Origin of the sequence: Janibacter sp. HTCC2649 (assembly GCF_000152705.1) — a bacterium.
Classification (GTDB): domain Bacteria; phylum Actinomycetota; class Actinomycetes; order Actinomycetales; family Dermatophilaceae; genus Knoellia.
The window spans coordinates 2,720,655-2,738,074 of the sequence record NZ_CH672413.1; the positions used below are offsets into that span (position 1 = coordinate 2,720,655).

Below are 17,420 nucleotides of genomic sequence, written 5' to 3' on the forward strand. Positions count from 1 at the left end.
TCTGGTGGGCGGGCGGCATACCGGATGTTGGTGCGTGAAGTCAGTCGTCGGTGAGGGTCAGCTGGAGACCGCCGACGAGGCTGGACGACACGTTGTAGAGGAAGGCCGCGAGAGTCGCGAGCGCCGTCATGAGGATGACGTCGATGACGCCGACAACGATCGCCAGGGAGACGACCCGGCCGAAGCCGAGGAAGTCCATGATGTCGAAGGTGTTGTCGCCGTCCTGGATGATCTGGCCGACGAGGCCGTTGACCTGGTCGAAGACCCCCATGCCCGCGAGGATCATCCACAGCACCGAGATCATGACGACTCCGGCGATGCCGAGCGCCACGGACAGCAGGAACGACATCTTCATCGCCGACCAGGGGTCGACGCGAGAGACGGTGAGTCGCACGCGGCGACCGGTGCCGCGAGCCGCTGCCGGCGGAGCGGACGATGCCGCACCATTGGTCGCGGGGGCTTCTGCCTGAGCACGCGTCAGCGGCCGAGCGTCAGCGGAGGAACCCGATGCCGATCGCATCGAGGTGCCTGCCTGGTCTGCCGTGCTCACTCGTCGCCTCCGTCGCGCTCTGCGTCACCGGCAGCGTCGTTGTCGTCGTCGCCTTCGGTGGTCTTGTCCACCGACGGTACGCCATCGGCTGTGTCGCGGTCACTCTCCGTACCTGTGGGTGCGGACGTGTCGGTGTCGGCCTGGGCACCAGCAACAGCGGCGTCGTCGACGGGCGAGCCATCCACTGGGGAGACTCCCTCGGCGTCAGCCTCGGCGACCTCTTCCTCGACGGCCTTCTCGGCGTTGCGGGCCACTCCGACGATCGCGTCGTTCTTGCCGGGCTTGGCGAACCAGACACCGGCCGTGTTGCGACCGGTGAGGCGGACCTCGTCGACGCGGGAGCGGACGATGTTGCCGCGCTCGAAGACGACCATGACCTCGTCGTCCTCGGAGACCGTGAGGGCGCCGACGAGGTCGCCGCCCTTCTCGGTCTGCTTCGCGACGGTGACACCGAGGATCGCGCGACCCTTGACGTTCCACTGCGAGGCCTGCGAACGCTTGGCCAGACCGGACTCGAAGACCACGAAGACGTCGGGGTCGGTGCCCTCCTCGATGACGGACATCGAGAGGAGCGAGTCCTCGCCGCGGAACTTCATGCCGGTGACACCGGACGTCGAGCGGCCCATGGGCCGCAACGTCGCGTCGTCGGCGTGGAAGCGGACCGACTGGCCCTTCTTCGACACCAGGAGCAGGTCGTCCGCCGACGACGTCAGGCCCGCGCCGACGAGCTCGTCCTCGTCGCGCAGGTTGACGGCGATGAGGCCACCGGTGCGCGGGGAGTCGTACTCGGACAGGCGGGTCTTCTTGACGAGGCCGTTCTTCGTGGCGAGCACGAGGTAGGGCGAGATCTCGTAGTTGCGCAGCGCCAGCACCTGGGCGATGTGCTCGTCGGGCTGGAACGCCATGATGTTGGCGACGTGCTGGCCCTTGGAGTCACGGCTCGCGTCGGGCAGCTCATAGGCCTTGGCGCGGTAGACCCGGCCGAGGTTGGTGAAGAAGAGCAGCCAGTGGTGCGACGTCGTCGTGAAGAAGTGCGCCACGACGTCCTCGCCACGCAGCGAGGCGCCCTTGACGCCCTTGCCGCCGCGCTTCTGCGAGCGGTAGGCGTCGACCTTGGTGCGCTTGGCGTAGCCACCGCGGGTGATCGTGACGACGACGTCTTCCTCGGGGATGAGGTCTTCCATCGACATGTCACCGTCGAAGCCGTGGATGATCGAGCGCCGGTCGTCGCCGTACTTCTCGACGATGGTCCCGAGCTCGTCGGACACGATGTTCCGCTGACGCTCGGGCTTGGCGAGGATGTCCTCGTAGTCCTCGATCTCACGCTGGATCGCGTCGTGCTCATCGATGATCTTCTGACGCTCCAGGGCCGCGAGACGACGCAGCTGGAGCTCGAGGATCGCGCGGGCCTGGATCTCGTCGATCTCGAGGAGGTCGATCAGTCCGTCACGAGCAGCCTCGGCCGTCGGCGAACGACGGATGAGGGCGATGACCTCGTCGAGCAGGTCGAGGGCCTTGAGGAGTCCGCGGAGAATATGGATGCGGTCCTCGGCCTCCTTGAGGAGGTAGGCCGTGCGGCGCTGGATGACGTCGATCTGGTGATCCACCCAGTGACGGATGAACGCGTCGATCGGCAGCGTGCGCGGCACACCGTCGACGAGCGCGAGCATGTTGGCGCCGAAGTTGGTCTGCAGCTGCGTGTGCTTGTAGAGGTTGTTGAGCACGACCTTGGCGACCGCGTCACGACGCAGCACGATGACGAGGCGCTGCCCGGTGCGACCGGACGTCTCGTCGCGGATGTCGGCGATGCCGTGGAGGCGGCCGTCCTTGACGTGCTCGGCGATCTTCTGCGCGAGGCTGTCGGGGTTGACCTGGTAGGGCAGCTCGGAGACGACGAGGCACTGACGCCCCTGGATCTCCTCGACCTCGACGACCGCGCGCATGATGATCGAGCCGCGGCCGGTCCGGTAGGCGTCCTCGATGCCCTTGCGGCCCATGATGAGCGCGCCGGTCGGGAAGTCGGGGCCCTGGATGCGCGCCATGACGGCGTCGAGCATCTCGTCACGCGTCGCGTCCGGGTGCTCGAGCACCCACAGGGCGGCAGCGGAGACCTCGCGCAGGTTGTGCGGCGGGATCTGCGTGGCCATGCCGACGGCGATGCCGGACGAACCGTTGACGAGCAGGTTGGGGAAGCGCGACGGCAGAACCTTCGGCTCCATCGTCTTGCCGTCATAGTTCGGCGCGAAGTCGACCGTCTTCTTGTCGATGTCACGCACGAGCTCCATCGACAGCGGCGCCATGCGGCACTCGGTGTATCGCGGAGCAGCGGCCGGGTCATCACCGGGGCTACCGAAGTTGCCCTGCCCCTGCACCAGCGGGTAGCGAAGCGACCAGTCCTGCACGAGACGGACCAGGGCGTCATAGATCGAGGAGTCACCGTGCGGGTGGTACTGACCCATCACCTCACCGACGACGCGGCTGCACTTGTTGAAGCCGCGATCGGGCCGGTAGCCGCCGTCGTACATGGCGTAGATGACGCGGCGGTGCACCGGCTTGAGCCCGTCCCGCACATCCGGGAGCGCGCGCGACACGATGACGCTCATGGCGTACTCGATGTAGCTGCGCTGCATCTCGGTGTTCAGGTCGATCGGCTCAACCCGGTCGGTCTCACCCGGGGACCGGTCCTGCACCACTGATCCGAGCTCGTTGGGCGCGTCAACGTCCTCGTTCTCGTTGTCGGTGCCGTCGATGTCGTCAGCCATCAGTTTCCCTGTCTCTCAATACAATTCATAAGTTCAGTTGGTGCTCGAACCGAGCCACACCGTGGCCCGGGAGTCGAGCGAGGTGCGCGGTGCGCGAGCTGGAAGGTGCCGAACGTGCGAGCAAATGAACGTCCCGTTCGCCGCTGGCTGGGCTTGGCGGGAGCGCGGAGCGCGGCCAGCGCGCGCAGCGCGGATGGGACTGCGGCGAACGGGATGTTCATTTGCGACGCGAGCGAACGGCATACGCATCAGATGTCGAGAAAACGCACGTCGCGAGCGTTGCGTTGGATGAAGGACCTGCGCGACTCGACGTCCTCGCCCATGAGGACGGAGAAGACCTCATCGGCAGCGGCCGCGTCGTCGAGGGTGATCTGGAGCAGGACGCGGTGGTCGGGGTCCATCGTGGTCTCCCACAGCTCCTGGTAGTCCATCTCGCCGAGACCCTTGTAGCGCTGGATGCCGTTGTCCTTGGGCATGCGCCGACCCTTGCTCTGTCCCTCGGCCGTGAGCGCGTCACGCTCGCGGTCGGTGAACGCGAACTCGTGCGGGGCGTTGCTCCACTTGATGCGGTAGAGCGGCGGCTGCGCGAGGTAGACGTAGCCGGCCTCGATGAGCGGCTTCATGAAGCGGAAGAGCAGCGTCAGCAGGAGCGTGCGGATGTGCATGCCGTCGACATCGGCATCGGCCATGATCACGATCTTGTGATAGCGGGCCTTGTCGATGTTGAAGTCCTCGCCGATGCCAGTGCCGAACGCCGAGATGAGCGCCTGGACCTCCTGGTTGGCGAGAGCCTTGTCGAGCCGGGCGCGTTCGACGTTGAGGATCTTGCCGCGGATCGGGAGGATCGCCTGGTTGAAGGGGTTGCGACCACGCACGGCCGAACCACCGGCGGAGTCACCCTCGACGATGTAGACCTCGGACACGGCCGGGTCCTTGGCCTGGCAGTCACGCAGCTTGCCGGGGAGGCCGCCGGACTCGAGGACGCGCTTGCGAGTGGCTTCGCGCGCCTTGCGGGCGGCCAGGCGAGCGGTCTGGGCCTGGATCGCCTTGCGGACGATCTCCTTGCCCTCGTTGGGGTGACGTTCGAGCCAGTCACCGAACGAGTCGGTCATGGCGCGCTGGACGAAGCCCTTGACCTCGGAGTTGCCGAGCTTGGTCTTGGTCTGACCCTCGAACTGGGGCTCGCCGAGCTTGACGCTGATGACAGCGGTGAGGCCCTCACGCACGTCGTCGCCGGTGAGGTTCTCGTCCTTGTCCTTGAGCTGGTTCTGCTTGCGCGCGAAGTCGTTGATCATCTTCGTGAGCGCGGCGCGGAATCCCTCTTCGTGGGTGCCACCCTCGTGCGTGTTGACCGTGTTGGCGTAGGTGTGAACCGATTCGCTGTATGCCGTGGTCCACTGCATGGCCAGCTCGAGATTGAGTTCGCGAGCCTTGTCCTCGACCTCGATGCTGATGATGTCGGGGTGGACCGGCTCGGACTTCTTGCTCGCCACGAGGTGGGTGACGTAGTCGATGAGGCCGCCGGGGTAGCAGTAGGAGATCGTGCGCTTGCGACTCTCATTGCCCTCGACCGAGTCCGACTCGTCCTCGTCCGCAGCGGACTCCTGGACCCGCTCGTCGGTCAGGTTGATCGTCAGGCCCTTGTTGAGGAAGGCGTACTGCTGGAAGCGGGCCCGGATCGTCTCGTAGTCGTACTCGACCGTCTCGAAGATCTGGTCATCGGCCCAGTAGGTGATCGTCGAGCCGTGATCGGCGGTCTCGCCGACCTGCTCCAGCGGCGCGAGGCGCTCGCCGTGGTCGAACTCCATCCGCCACACGTGGCCGAGCTGGCGGACCTCGGCGATGAGCCGGGTCGAGAGCGCGTTGACGACGGACGAACCGACACCGTGGAGACCACCGGAGACCTTGTAACCGCCGCCACCGAACTTGCCACCGGCGTGGAGCTGGGTGAGGACGAGCTCGACGGTGGAGACGCCGTAGGCCTCGTTCATGCCCGTCGGGATGCCTCGACCGTTGTCCTTGACCTGCACGCCGCCGTTGCCGAGGAGCGTGACGTCGATGGTGTCGGCGTGGCCGGCGAGGGACTCATCGACCGCGTTGTCGACGATCTCCCACACGAGGTGGTGCAGGCCGCGCTCACCGGTGGAGCCGATGTACATGCCCGGGCGCTTGCGCACCGCGTCGAGCCCCTCGAGGACCTGGATGGCCGAGGCGTCATAGGTGGCGTCGTCCGCGACGGCTGAGACGCTGCCGGTCGGTGCCGTCAGGGCGCCCTCCTCCGGTGCGGTGGGCAGTGCCGCTGGCAGTGCTGCGGACTCTGCCGCCGAGGCATTCGGCGACGTGTCGGACACCGCGTCTGCGGTGGAGTCCTGCGTCTCGATGCTGTTGTCGTCGGGCGTGCTGGGCACGGTGCTCCTTCAGCTGGTCTGGCTCATGCATCGCGCCCGGGGCGGGAGATCGCCCTGGGCGCGACGTTCACCCCAAAGTTTACCTGTCAGCACAGTCAGCGCGAGCCGGTGGAGGCCCGAGAACGCACTTTTCTCAGGTTTTCACCGGTGCGAACGACCCGGCATACGCCCCCCACCCCTCTCAGACGCTCTGACGGCCTTTTCCACAACCTTCGGCGGTCCGCCTGCGAGGCGGTCGCGGCGCACGTACCCTCGACGCATGTCGAAGCGCGCCCTCACCGCTGTCCTTGCCCTCTCCTTCGCCCTCGCGGGGTGCGGTTCGGCGGGTGACAAGAGCACGGCCAAGCCGGTGGCGTCGACGCCCGCCGCCGCGTCCACGGGGACGTCGTCGTCCTCCACGCCGAACACCGCCACGACTCCGGAGCTCCCCAAGGGCTACACCTGGCAGACGATCGAGGACGCGTCGCTGAAGTTCGCCGTCCCGGAGGCGTGGTCCGCCATCAACCCCAAGAAGCTCATCGCCGAGGGCGACACCTCCGTCTTCGACGACATGGCCAAGAAGATGGGCATCACGTCGGACCAGATGATGCAGGCCGTGGGCAACGCCGACCTCATGCTGCTGGCTCCGCCCAAGGACGGCTACGCCGCCAACGTCTCAGGCCTCATCGTCCCGTTGGAGGGACTGCCCACGGAGGCCCAGCTCAAGGGCCAGCTGGGCGCCATGTCCGAGACCGACGTCGTCGTCACCCCCGGCACATCGGCGGCAGGACCCATGATCGCCGCGGACTACGTCCTCAAGGTGGGGGCCGCGTCGGTGCAGGGACGCACGCAGTTCTTCCAGGGTGAGGACGGCGTCCTCAACCTGGCGATCTCGACGCTGGACACCAAGACCACCGCAGCGGTCAGCGAGGCCATCCGCTCGACCATTCACAAGGTCTGAGCCGGGCCGACCTTCACGCCGAGCTGGATGGAGCGGCGTTCGACCTCAGCGGCCGCTGGTGAAGAAGGTCCAGGTGCCGTCGCCGGCGATGCCGACGCGGTAGCCGGTGTAGCCCCCGTCGTCCTGGCGCATCTTCGTCGCGGCCGCCTTGGTGAGCAGTCCGGCAGCGACGACCTTGTTCCACTCGGCGTCATCCTGGGCGTAGCGCTCCGAGAAGACCTTGGGCTGGATCGTCCCGTCGAACGTCTCGGTCGGCTCCAGGGTGAGCAGGGTCGCGAGGGCGACGAAGTTCTGGGGTGTGCTCGAGGTGAAGATCGCACTGGGTGCCTTGTCCCCGGCCAGTCCCGTGGTGTCCGCCTTGGCGAGCGTGATCAGGGTCTTGGCGTCGCAGGCCTTCGCCGCAGTCATGATCTTCTTCGCCTTGGAGGCGGCGGCGGCCGTCATGCCCTTGGTGTTGACCGCGCCAGCCCTGGACGCTGCACAGGAGGCCTGGGTCACCGTGGGCGTGGCCGTCGCCGCGGGCGGGGTGGTCTTGCTGGGCGTGGGGGTGGCACTCGGCGTCGTTGACGTGGTCTGCGTGACGGTGGGGGTGGCACTGGGTGAGGTCGTGGTCGGGGTGGCCGACGGGGTCTGGCTGGTGCTCGTCGACGGCACGGACTTCGGCTCGTCGTCGGAGCAGGCGCTCAGGGCGAGCGCGGCGAGCAGCATCGGCGCCGCCACGCGAGTGAGGCGTGCGGACAGGATCGATCCCCGAGGCGTCATGGCGCCACTGTAACGGGAGTGACTGGTGTGACTTGGGATCCCGGGCCCGCGTGGCTACGCCGGGCGGTAGAGCTGAACCGAACCCACCGGCTCGAAGCCCGCCCGCAGTGCCGCCCGCAGACTCGACACGTTGCCGGGCGAGACCAACGCGATCACGGGTTCACCCTCGGGCACCAGCCCTCGAGCGGCCTGCACAGTGCGCGTGCCCAGACCTTCGCCGCGAGCCCCCGGCTCGATCTCGTAGCTCACGACGGCCAGGCCACCGAAGGACAGACCGCGAGTCACCACGACGTCATCGCGGCCGTGCCACCCGAAGACCTCGACCTCATCCCGCACCTCCCGGGCGTGGGCCACCCGGGGATGGCGGGCGAGGTCCGGGCGCGCCACGAGTCCACCGTCGCCTGTCCCGGCCGCCACGAGCACCGCGTCGAGCACGTCGACCCAGCCGTCCTCGCCGACCAGCCGGGTCATGACGCGCGGGTCGTGCGCTCCACCGAAGCCGTCCACGCCCCACGACGTCAGGTCGGCATCACTCACGGACTCCGGGGCACTCACCGCAGCGTGACCCGTGAACGACAACACGGCATACAGGCCGGTTTGCCAGGACGCGATGCGTTGCCACGAACCGTCGGCGGGCCGATGCTCACCGCGCCAGGCCGCGACCACGAGGTTGCCCGCGGAGGTCACTGCGCGGCGCTGGCTCGCTCGATGACCGCGCGCACGTCGGCCGGGATCGGCACCGAATGCCGCTGTGCCCGGTCGATGTAGACCTGCGCCCACAGCCCGTGCGCCGCGATGTCGTCGCTGCCCTGCGCGAAGAGGCCGAAGGCGAACGTGACGCTCTTGGTGCCGATCCGCTCCACCCGCACGCCGACGTCGATCGGCTCCGGGTAGGCCAGCTCGGCATAGAAGCGGCACGACGACTCGGCCACGACTCCCAGCGTCGGGGTGCTCACCTCGTCGGTCCCGGTCTCGCGGATGAGCCAGGCGTTGAGGACCGCGTCGAAGAGCTCGTAGTAGACGGCGTTGTTGAGGTGGCCGTACATGTCGTTGTCGGCCCACCGCGTCGTCATGCGCTGGATCTCCGGGAAGTCCGCACGCCGCAGGGCGCGTGGATCGGCGGTGTGTCCAGGGGTTCCGGCGTCCGACGTCATGGGGGCGAGCCTAGTTCGGCCCACGGTGCGAGGATCGGAGCATGGAACGCATCGCGCTGGTGTCCGATGTCCACGGCAACCTCACGGCCTACGAAGCGGTCCTGGCCGACATCGACCGACGCGGGATCACCCGCATCTTCAACCTCGGGGACTACGTGGGCAAGGGGCCTCGGGGGCGCGAGGTCGTCGAGCTGTCGCAGCAGCGGTGCGAGGTCAACATCCTGGGCAACTGGGACGACTTCCTGCCCGATCCGCAGCGCACCTTCGACGACGAGGCCCTGCAGTTCTGGCTGACACAGCTCGGGCCGGGGCAGGGCGAGTGGTTGCGGTCGCTGCCGTTCAGCCACGACTTCTGGCTCAGCGGGCGACGGGTCCGGCTGTTCCACGCGAGCGAGGAGACGGTCCACCGGCGGGTGCGCTACGTCCGCAGCCAGGACGAGTTCGAGGGCCTCTTCACCAACACCGAGGCCACCGGCGACGGACCAGCCCCGGACCTCATCGGCTACGCCGACACCCACGACCCGATGTATGAGTGCCAGCTCGAGGGACACACCGTCTTCAACACCGGGAGCGTCGGCAACTGCATGGGCGACCCGACGCCGATGTACTGCATCCTCGAGGGCGAGTTCGGGAGCGAGGAGGTGGCGCCGTGGTCGGTGGCCTACGCCCGGGTCCCCTATGACGTCGAGGCCGAGCTGGCCGTCACCCGTGAGCTGGGGATGCCGCACTACGACGGCTACGAGCTCGAGCTGCGGCACGGCATCTATCGCGGCTCACTCAAGGAGTGGCAAACGGGCGAACCCGTCACCGGCTACCACGAGCGGTAGCCGATGACGGGTTCGAGTCGCGATCAGCGGTGGTCGATCAGAAGGCCGGGAGCACCGATCCGTCGGACCAGGTCTTCTCGACGTAGGCCTTGACCTCGGGGGAGTGCAGCAGCGCGTCGAGCTTCTTGAGCGCCGCGTTGTTCTCGTCCTTCTTCTGCACCGTGAGGAAGTTGGCATAGGGGTTGCCCTCCGCCTCCTCGACGAGGATCGCGTCCTTGGACGGCGACAGGTTGGCCTCGAGCGCGTAGTTGCCGTTGATCACGGCGACGTCGAGGTCGTCGAGCGAGCGCACGAGCTGCGCCGGGTCGGTCTCGACGAACTTGAGCTTCTTGGCGTTCTGGTCGACGTCATAGATCGTCGCGTTCGTCGCGTCCTTGCCGGACTTCAGCGTGATGACGCCGGCCTTGGCGAGCAGCTCGAGCGCGCGACCCTGGTTGGACGGGTCGTTGTTGATGCCGACCTGAGCACCGGTGGGGAGCTGCGCGACGTCCTTGACCTTCTTCGAGTACAGCGCGAACGGCTCGATGTGGATGCCTGTGTAGTGGGCGAAGTCGTAGCCGCGGTCCTTCACCTGCGCGTCGTAGTACGGCTGGTGCTGGAAGTAGTTCGCGTCGAGCGTGCCCTCGGACAGCTGCACGTTGGGCTGGACGTAGTCGTCGAAGCTCTTGATGTCGAGGTCGAGCCCGGCCTTGGCCGCGAGGTTGGCGTCGACGTACTCGAGGATCTTGGCGTGCGGCGTCGGGGAGGCACCGATGGTGAGCTTGGTGACGCCCTTGTCATCGGCCTTCGGACCACTCGAGTCACCGCCACCGGCACCACAGGCCGCGATGCTCGAGACGGCGAAGAGGGCGATGCCGGCGACGAGTGCGGGACGGCGGAGCGAGGACATGAGTGCTTCCTTTCGGTATGCCGGTGAGTCACCGACGTGGGTGTGCCGCCGTGGGCGGCGGTTCAGGTGAGCCGACAACGCTGTCGGGAGCGGGCGGCATACGCCGCCGTGTTTCAGGGTTCTCGGGAGGTTCAGCGGTGGTCGACAGCGCGGGCGACTCGGTCGCCGACGACCTGGACCAGCTGGACGACGATGACGAGCAGGACCACGGCCGCGATCATCACGTCGGTCTGAAAACGGTTGTAGCCGTACGACATTGCCGTCGCGCCGAGTCCGCCACCGCCGACGGCACCGGCCATCGCGCTGTAGCCGATGAGGGCGATGACGGTCGTCGTCAGGCCGGCGACGATGCCGGGCAGGGCCTCGGGGAGGAGGACCTTGCGGGTGATGTTCCAGCGGGTCGCGCCCATGATCGTGGCGGCCTCGACCTTGCCGGACGACACCTCACGCAGAGACGTCTCGACGAGGCGCGCGAAGAACGGCACGGCGCCGACCGTGAGCGGCACGATCATGGCCCGCCAACCGACGGTCGTCCCGGCGATGAAGCGGGTGATCGGGATGATCGCGATCATCAGGATGAGGAAGGGCAGCGAGCGCCCGACGTTGACGATGGCGCCCAGGACCCGGCTCACCGCACGGTGGGGGGAGATGCCGCCGGGGGAGGTGTTGTGCAGGAGCACGCCGACCACGACACCGAGGACGGCGGTGATGAGGGCCGAGCCGATCGTCATGGCCAGGGTTTCCCAGAGTGCCTTGGGCAGGCCCTCGGTGATGACCGGGTTGTCGAGCCAGGTGGGGTCGCCGTTGAGTGTCATGCCGCCACCTCCGGGTGGAGGTGGGCGCCGGCGAGGAGGGCCGTGGCGCGGTCCGTGGTGGTGGAGTCGGCGAGTTCGATGAGGAGTCGTCCGACGCGGCGGCCGGCGATCGTCTCGACCGTGGCTGCGGCGACGTCGGACTCAATGCCGTCGTGGCGGAGCAGGGCGACGATTCCGTCGATGGTGCCAACGGTGGCGTCCGGGTGGCCGAGGGCAACCTGGAGGCGCACGAGGCCGGCCGGGGACGGTTCGACCAGGGGGATGAGCTCGCGGTGCAGGCGGGTGGTGGGGTCGGCGATGACGTCGCTGAGCCGGCCCTGTTCGACCACGGCGCCGTCACCGAGGAGGGTCACGGCGTCGCAGATCTCGCGGACGACGGACGGCTCGTGGGTGATGATGACGACGGTGATGCCGAGGCGGTCGCGCAGCTCTCGGAGGAGGGCGAGGATCGAGCCGGTCGTGCTCGCGTCGAGGGCTGACGTGGGCTCGTCACACAGGAGGATCTCGGGTCCGGCGGCGAGGGCGCGGGCGATGCCGACGCGCTGCTGCTGGCCGCCGGAGAGCTGGCCGGGATGGTTCTGGGCGCGGTCGGAGAGACCGACGAGCTCGAGGAGCTCGGCGACGCGGGCATCGCGCTTGGCCTTGTCCCAGCCGGCGATCTCGAGCGGCAGGGCGACGTTGTCGGCGGCGGTGCGGGAGTCGAGGAGGTTGGCGTGCTGATGGACGACGCCGAACTGGCGGCGGGCCGCGCGCAGCTCCTCGCCGCGCAGGGTCGTGATGTCCTGACCGGCGACGACGACCTCGCCCGAGGTCGGGCGTTCGAGGCCGGTGAGGCAGCGGATCAGGGTCGACTTGCCGGCGCCGGAACGCCCGACGATGCCGTGGATCTCACCGCGCGGAACCGCGAGGGAGACTCCGTCGAGGGCCTTGACCGTGGCCCCTCGAGCGTCGAAGACCTTGGTCAGGTCACGGACGGCCAGGGCCAGCTGGTCCGATGAATTGTCAACCACACGACCATAATGTCAAGTTATTCAAGCGATAACCAAATCCACACCACCAACCCGTCTTCGTGCCCCGCACGGACACGCTAGCGCGGGCGCCGCCGTCCGTGCGGGGCACGAAGACGGAGGTGGGTCCGGGCAGCGTTGTCAGCTGAGGATGTCCTGGCGGCGGAACCGTCGGTAGCCGAGCGCGACGAAGAGCACCGTGTAGAAGATCGACCACAGGGCACCGTGGCGCAGGTCGACCCAGTTGATCGGCCCGTCGACGAGCAGGTCGAGCCACGCCCGTGAGTAGTGCGCGGGTAGCGCCTTGCGCCAGTCGCCCAGGGCATCGATCGAGTCGAGGATGCCCGAGACGATGAGGAGCATCAACGCGCCACCGACGGCGGCGAGTGGAGTCTGGCTGCGTACGCCCACCCAGAACGAGAAGGCGCCGACGGGCGCGATCGTCACGAGGACGTAGCCCATCGCGATCAGCATGCGCGGGAGCCACTGGCCCCACGCCATCTCGCCACCGCCGAGGATCGAGAAGGGTTGCGATCCATAGGCGAGCGTGCCCACGAGCAGGGCCCACGCCGGAAGGACGACCACGAGGGCCGCTGTCGAGAGGAACCCGACGACGAGCTTGCTCGTGAGCAGGCGCGCCCGGCTGACCGGCGCCGTGAGCAGGTAGCGCAACGATGCCCAGGACGCCTCGGCGGGCACGGGGTCACCGGCGAAGAGCGCGGCGACGATGAAGAGCAGGAGTTCCGCCGACACGACGAGCATGAAGACCGTGAAGTTCGGGCCACCACTCGTCGCGAGGTCGACGAGCCGGACGGTGGTGTCACCGGGCCGGCCCGGGTCGTCGTCGAGCGAGAACGCCGCGACGAGGAGGAGGGGCAGGACGGCGACGATCGCGGCGACCCAGAGAGTGCGACGTCGACCGAGCTGGCGCCGAAGCTCAGCGCGCCAGGACAGGGGCCTGCTCGTGACTGACCCGCTCATCGCGCTCTCACCTGTCGCAGCCTTTCGATGAGGGAGGCGTCCCCACTTCCGTCCTCGGACGGCGCCTGCGAGGACGCGATGACCCCGAGGAAGACCTCCTCGAGATGGCGGCGGCTACCCACTCCGACGACGTCGGCGCCCGAGGCGACGAGCTCGCGCACGACCTCTTCGCGAGGTCGGTCGGACACGACCGTGAGGGTCGGCTTCGACGGGTCGTCGACCAGTTCAACGGAGCGTATGCCGTCCATTGCCGCGAGCGCGGATCGTGCCGGTTCCAGCGCACCGACCGAGGCGAACTCGAAAACCGTGGTGTCGTCGCTCGAGAGCAGATCGCTGACCGGCCCAGCCGTGACGACCTTGCCGGCGTGCATGACGACGACATGGCTGCAGGTCAGCTCCACCTCGGCGAGCAGGTGACTGGAGACGACGACGGTCCGGCCAGACGCGGCATACGACTGCAGGATCGGTCGCATCGCCGCGATCTGGGGCGGGTCGAGACCGTTCGTCGGCTCGTCGAGGAAGAGGACTTCGGGTCGGCCGAGCATGGCCTGGGCTATGCCGAGGCGCTGCTTCATGCCGTGGCTGTAGGTCCGGACCGGTCGGTCGAGGGCGCCGCCGAGCGCGGCTACCGAGAGGGCTTCGTCGATCTCGGCCTCTTCGGCGGGGCGTCCGGTGGCAGCCCAGAAGGCGTCGAGGTTCTCGCGACCGGTGAGGTGGGGGAGGAAGCCGGGACCCTCGACGAGGGCGCCCACGCGGCTGAGGACCTCCGAGCCCGGGTGCACCGGTCGACCCAGGACATGCACCGACCCCGAGTCGGGCGTGATGAGGCCGAGCATCATCCGCATCGTCGTGGTCTTCCCGGCACCGTTGGGCCCGAGGAGCCCGACCACCTGGCCGCGTTCGGCCCGCCACGACACGTCGTCGACGGCGCGGTGCCCGTCGGCGTAGGTCTTGACGAGGCGGTCGACGACGAGCGGGATGTCGGCGTAGTCCTCGCGCACCACCTCGCGCTGTCGACGACGGCGCCGCAGCAGTGCCGACCCGGAGATCCCGACAAGCAGAGCGAGTATGCCGCCGGTGAGAGCAAGGGACTCCGTGTCGCGTTCCGTCGTGGACGGGAGGATCGTGCCGTCCGCCGTGGGCAGCGTGAGGGAGGGCGTGGCCAAGGTGATCCGGTCGGCACGCGCTTGCCGAGGAACGGTGAAGGCGTTGTCCGTCGACGTGACGAGCACGCGCCACTGGCTGCCCGCCGCCATCGACCAGACCGACGATGGCAGGTTGACCGTGACGTCCGTGGCCTTGCCGGGCGTCAGCGCCACCCGGACCGGGGCGGTGAGAGCCCGTTGCTGGACGGCGTCGGTACCTTCCACCCGCCAGAGGGAGACGAACAGCGTCGCCTCGGTGCCTGTGGACGTGACCTGGAGCTTGACCGTCGGCGTGCCGACAACGGTCAGCGAGCGCGACAAGGTGGCGGTGTCGAACGCGGCCGACATGCCGGGCAGGGCGGCAAGCCGATAGGTCGGCAGCTGAAGGTTGCCCAGGCCGGGGATCGAAGTCATCGAATTCGGTTGTCCCCCAGGTGGTGTGAGGACGACGGACGGTTCGGTGGGAGTGCGCAACGGGACCTGTTCGATGCCGCCGTGCAGGCCGGGGTAGGTGTCCAGGGTCGCGATCGGTGCGGTGTCGCTGTTGCGTGGGACGGGCAGTGAGTAGGTGAACGCCGGCACCGGAAGCGGATCGGTCCGCGTGCCCTTGAGATAGGTCCGGATCCAGGTCCGGGCGGCGTCCTCGTCGAGCGCGGGGTTCGAGGAGACGCTGTCGTGCCCGCCGTCGGTCCAGCGCACGGCGTGACGCGTGCCCTTGGCGGCCAGGCTCGCGGCGTTGGCGTCGGCCTGGTCGAGCCCGAAGAGGGTGTCCGCCTCGCCCTGGACGAGGAGGGTCGGTGCCGTGACCCCAGCGATCGTGGCGCGAGGACTGTTGCGACGCAGGGTCGCCGCGAGCGCGGGGCTGGGACCGCCGGACTCTGCCGCCGCCTGCAGCTCACCGCAGAGCGTGAGGTCGAAGCGGCCACACAGGACATCGGAGGGCTTGGCCGGCGCACTCCCGACGGAGGCGACGCTCGCGGTGAAGAAGCGGGTACCCCACAGCTGCTTGTAGGGGCCGGGTGTCGTGCTGCCCTGCGCCGCCTGGGGGAAGAGTGCCGTCGACAGGTCGTTCCAGGTGATCGCCGCGACCGTGGCATCGACTCGCTGGTCCGCGCCCGCGAGCATCAGCGCGAACGCGCCTCCGTAGGACGCGCCGACCACGGCGACGCGAGGGTCCTTGTCGCCGTCCTTGCGCACCTCGGCGCGCGCGGCGAGGAAGGTGAGCAGCGCTGCACCGTCACGGACCTCGTAGTCCGGTGAGTTGAGGTGAATCCTGCCGCCGGAGCGACCAAAGCCTCGGGCCGAGAAGGTAAGGACGACATTGCCGTCCGCTGCGAACTCCTTCGCCTGGGCGACGACACTCTCCTTGCTGCCACCGAAGCCGTGCGCGAGCAGGACCGCCGGATGCGGACCGGTTCCAGCGGGCAGGTAGAGACGAGTGTCCAGCCGGACGGCGCTGCCATCGGCCTCCGCGCCGACATCGACGAACTGGTCCGTCGTCGTCACGGCCGGTTCAGCAGTCGCAGCCGGTGCGGACACCGCAGGGCCAGCGAGAGCGACGAGACCTGCCAGTGAGAGAGCAGCAGCGGTCGCGATGAACCGGCGAGGAGGTCGAACGAGCCGCTGCATGGCTCATCCTCTCCCGACGGAGTCCGCTGAGCCGCACTGCGTCATCCGCACAACCGATCGAACGCTTCGGCACCCCGAAGTGGTTCCGCAGCGCGTGCCCGACCCGTGCGACCACACGCGCCAGCCGGGTCAGGCCTCGAGGGTCCGGTCGAACAGCTCGCGCACATGGTTCGGCAGGGCCGGCTCCTGGATCGTCAGGTCCAGCGGCGGGAGGTCGCAGGTCACTCCGTAGCAGAAGCGGTCCGGCTGGGTCCGGCCCCCGGCATACGCCTGAAGTTCCGGCGTGGGACCGGCGAGGAGGCTGCGCCAGGCGGACGCGTCCGTCTCGGACAGCTCGTCGAGGGCGACCGTCTTCTCGCGCACGATCCCGGCAAGGCCTCCGGTGCGTCGCACCTGCACCTGGCTCGGCGCACCGGAGGGCGCAGGGGCAGGGGTCGGAGTGGGCGACGGCACGGGTGTCGGCTTCTCGGCACCCTTCGTGACACCCACTTCGGACCACGCGTTGCGCACGGCGGCGACCTCCGGGGAGTCCTCGCCGTGGGCGGAGACAGCGGCCTCCTCGGTGAGCGCCGCGAAGGTGGTGAAGTCACAGTCCGCCTTGATGTCACCGGTGATCGCGGCATACCAGATGGCGCCGGCGGCGTCCCACGCGTTGCCGCCGAGCGCTGTCGCGACGAGGTGGAACGCGCGGTTGGGGATGCCGGAGTTGATGTGGACACCACCGTTGTCGTCGTCGGTGACCACGAAGTCGTCCATGTGCCCGGGCTGGGGGTCCTTGCCCAGGCGCGGGTCGTCGTAGGCGGTGCCGGGCGCCTTCATCGAGCGCAGGCCCACACCCTTGATGCCCGGGGCGAGCAGCTCGGCACCGATGATCCAGTCGGACTGCTCGGCACTCTGCCCGAGGGCGCGCTGCTTGACGAGGATGCCGAAGACGTCGGAGACGTGCTCATTGAGGGCACCGGCCTGGTCCTGGTAGTTCAGCCCCGACGTGTACTGCGTGACCCCGTGGGCCAGCTCGTGCCCGATGACGTCGAGGCTGCGGGTGAACCCGAGGAACACCTCGCCGTCGCCATCACCGAACACCATCTGCGACCCGTCCCAGAACGCGTTGTCGTAGTTGGAGCTGTAGTGCACGCTCGCAATGAGGCCGAGCCCCTTGTCGTCCAGGGAGTTGCGCGCGTATGCCGCGTGCCACAGTTCCCAGGTCGCGCCGAGTCCGTCGTACGCCTCGGTGACCGCGACGTCGTCCGTGGCCGGCTCTCCCTCGGCGCGCACCCGGGTGCCGGGCAGGGTCGTCCCGTTCTTGGCGTCGTGGATGAGCCGGTTCGGTGCATCGGTCGTCGCCCGGTTGGCGCGCCGACTCGCGGCCGTGCCACTGGCGCGCAGGGCGTGCTCGCGGGCGTGCTGCTCGTAGCGGAGCTGGTCGATGCGCAGCGTCTCGCGGGCGCGTTCCTCGACCGCCGGGTCGCCCGAGGCCGCCAGGGCCTGGAGCAGATAGGGCGGCACGATCGAGCAGAGGTGCGAGGCCGGGTTCGTCGTCATGCGTCCATC

Annotated in this window: 14 protein-coding genes; 2 read left to right on the forward strand and 12 right to left on the reverse strand. The window is 68.6% G+C overall.

Translation table 11 applies throughout. The annotated features are described in order from the left end of the window. Positions 1-40: 40 nt before the first annotated feature. The 3 genes from JNB_RS13015 to gyrB form a co-directional block, all read right to left on the reverse strand. A complete protein-coding gene (locus tag JNB_RS13015; protein WP_009776951.1) occupies positions 41-550 on the reverse strand; it encodes a DUF3566 domain-containing protein in 510 nt (169 codons plus the stop codon). Next, positions 547-3,312: a DNA gyrase subunit A gene (gyrA, locus tag JNB_RS13020; RefSeq protein WP_009776952.1), complete on the reverse strand. Its 2,766-nt coding sequence runs from the start codon at positions 3,310-3,312 to the stop codon at positions 547-549. Before gyrA ends, JNB_RS13015 begins: the two co-directional genes overlap by 4 nt. A 248-nt stretch (positions 3,313-3,560) precedes the next feature. Next, positions 3,561-5,663, reverse strand: a complete 2,103-nt coding sequence (gene gyrB / locus JNB_RS13025; RefSeq protein ID WP_371177770.1) for a DNA topoisomerase (ATP-hydrolyzing) subunit B — start codon at positions 5,661-5,663, stop codon at positions 3,561-3,563. Positions 5,664-5,979: 316 nt separating this feature from the next. On the opposite strand from gyrB, the gene JNB_RS13030 reads away from it, so the two are divergent. Next, a complete protein-coding gene (locus tag JNB_RS13030; RefSeq protein WP_009776954.1) occupies positions 5,980-6,660 on the forward strand; it encodes a hypothetical protein in 681 nt (226 codons plus the stop codon). Positions 6,661-6,705: 45 nt separating this feature from the next. On the opposite strand, the gene JNB_RS21350 is transcribed toward JNB_RS13030, so the two are convergent. From JNB_RS21350 to JNB_RS13050, 3 genes are read right to left on the reverse strand one after another with little or no spacing between them, the layout of a single operon-like run. Next, complete coding sequence (locus tag JNB_RS21350) at positions 6,706-7,422, reverse strand: hypothetical protein (RefSeq protein WP_148232421.1); 717 nt, start codon at positions 7,420-7,422, stop codon at positions 6,706-6,708. A gap of 54 nt (positions 7,423-7,476) precedes the next feature. Continuing rightward, entirely contained in the window at positions 7,477-8,109 is a 633-nt protein-coding gene (locus JNB_RS13045) for a GNAT family N-acetyltransferase (RefSeq protein WP_009776957.1), read from the reverse strand. Beyond that, entirely contained in the window at positions 8,106-8,576 is a 471-nt protein-coding gene (locus JNB_RS13050) for a thioesterase family protein (protein WP_009776958.1), read from the reverse strand. The genes JNB_RS13045 and JNB_RS13050 overlap by 4 nt, the downstream gene beginning before the upstream one ends. A 41-nt stretch (positions 8,577-8,617) precedes the next feature. On the opposite strand from JNB_RS13050, the gene JNB_RS13055 reads away from it, so the two are divergent. Next, a complete protein-coding gene (locus JNB_RS13055) occupies positions 8,618-9,403 on the forward strand; it encodes a metallophosphoesterase (protein ID WP_009776959.1) in 786 nt (261 codons plus the stop codon). A 37-nt stretch (positions 9,404-9,440) separates the two neighbouring features. On the opposite strand, the gene JNB_RS13060 is transcribed toward JNB_RS13055, so the two are convergent. From JNB_RS13060 to JNB_RS13085, 6 genes are all read right to left on the reverse strand, one after another. After that, on the reverse strand, positions 9,441-10,292 hold the full coding sequence (locus tag JNB_RS13060) for a MetQ/NlpA family ABC transporter substrate-binding protein (protein ID WP_009776960.1): 852 nt from the start codon (positions 10,290-10,292) through the stop codon (positions 9,441-9,443). A 131-nt stretch (positions 10,293-10,423) separates the two neighbouring features. After that, positions 10,424-11,107 (reverse strand): methionine ABC transporter permease, encoded by a 684-nt coding sequence (locus tag JNB_RS13065; RefSeq protein WP_009776961.1) that lies wholly within the window; start codon positions 11,105-11,107, stop codon positions 10,424-10,426. Then, positions 11,104-12,117: a methionine ABC transporter ATP-binding protein gene (locus tag JNB_RS13070; protein WP_009776962.1), complete on the reverse strand. Its 1,014-nt coding sequence runs from the start codon at positions 12,115-12,117 to the stop codon at positions 11,104-11,106. The genes JNB_RS13065 and JNB_RS13070 overlap by 4 nt, the downstream gene beginning before the upstream one ends. A 138-nt stretch (positions 12,118-12,255) precedes the next feature. Further along, positions 12,256-13,095 carry an ABC transporter permease gene (locus tag JNB_RS13075; RefSeq protein WP_009776963.1) on the reverse strand — a complete coding sequence of 280 codons (840 nt, stop codon included), beginning with the start codon at positions 13,093-13,095 and terminating at the stop codon, positions 12,256-12,258. After that, positions 13,092-15,869: an alpha/beta fold hydrolase gene (locus tag JNB_RS13080; RefSeq protein ID WP_009776964.1), complete on the reverse strand. Its 2,778-nt coding sequence runs from the start codon at positions 15,867-15,869 to the stop codon at positions 13,092-13,094. Before JNB_RS13080 ends, JNB_RS13075 begins: the two co-directional genes overlap by 4 nt. 129 nt (positions 15,870-15,998) lie before the next feature. Beyond that, entirely contained in the window at positions 15,999-17,411 is a 1,413-nt protein-coding gene (locus tag JNB_RS13085; protein ID WP_009776965.1) for a protealysin inhibitor emfourin, read from the reverse strand. Positions 17,412-17,420 lie beyond the last annotated feature (9 nt).

Coding starts and splice junctions, on each gene's coding strand:
- gyrA (WP_009776952.1), bottom strand. CDS start 3,312: ATGGCTGACGACATCGACGGCACCGACAACGAGAACGAGGACGTTGAC.
- JNB_RS13080 (WP_009776964.1), bottom strand. CDS start 15,869: ATGCAGCGGCTCGTTCGACCTCCTCGCCGGTTCATCGCGACCGCTGCT.
- JNB_RS13065 (WP_009776961.1), bottom strand. CDS start 11,107: ATGACACTCAACGGCGACCCCACCTGGCTCGACAACCCGGTCATCACC.
- JNB_RS21350 (WP_148232421.1), bottom strand. CDS start 7,422: ATGACGCCTCGGGGATCGATCCTGTCCGCACGCCTCACTCGCGTGGCG.
- JNB_RS13050 (WP_009776958.1), bottom strand. CDS start 8,576: ATGACGTCGGACGCCGGAACCCCTGGACACACCGCCGATCCACGCGCC.
- JNB_RS13075 (WP_009776963.1), bottom strand. CDS start 13,095: ATGAGCGGGTCAGTCACGAGCAGGCCCCTGTCCTGGCGCGCTGAGCTT.
- JNB_RS13055 (WP_009776959.1), top strand. CDS start 8,618: ATGGAACGCATCGCGCTGGTGTCCGATGTCCACGGCAACCTCACGGCC.
- JNB_RS13030 (WP_009776954.1), top strand. CDS start 5,980: ATGTCGAAGCGCGCCCTCACCGCTGTCCTTGCCCTCTCCTTCGCCCTC.
- JNB_RS13085 (WP_009776965.1), bottom strand. CDS start 17,411: ATGACGACGAACCCGGCCTCGCACCTCTGCTCGATCGTGCCGCCCTAT.
- JNB_RS13060 (WP_009776960.1), bottom strand. CDS start 10,292: ATGTCCTCGCTCCGCCGTCCCGCACTCGTCGCCGGCATCGCCCTCTTC.